Origin of the sequence: Burkholderia sp. SIMBA_051 (assembly GCF_046534915.1) — a bacterium.
Classification (GTDB): Bacteria; Pseudomonadota; Gammaproteobacteria; order Burkholderiales; family Burkholderiaceae; genus Burkholderia; species Burkholderia ambifaria.
On the sequence record NZ_JAWRXS010000465.1, the window covers coordinates 1 to 260 of the forward strand.

General features: G+C 72.3%; 1 protein-coding gene. It reads right to left on the minus strand.

Annotation, left to right across the window (positions count from 1 at the left end; translation table 11 throughout):
• The coding region (locus SB771_RS35305; RefSeq protein WP_410722080.1) for an MFS transporter at window positions 1-260 on the minus strand (260 nt) is incomplete at both ends.

The window sequence follows — 260 nt, forward strand, 5'->3', positions numbered from 1 at the left end:
CGGCAAGGTCAGCAGCGGCCCGATCCCGCCGACATAGAAGATCTGCCGCCAGCCCTCGGCGCCCGGGCTGACGATGCCGATCACGGCCGCGAGCGCCGCGCCGAAAGGCATGCCGCAGTACATTGCGCCGACCGCCGTGCTGCGCTGTCGGGGCGGCGCTGCCTCCGCGCACAAGGCGATCAGGTTCGGCATCGCCGCGCCGAGGCCGAGGCCCGTGAGAAAGCGCGCGACGAGCAGGCTCTGCAGATCCCACACCTGGG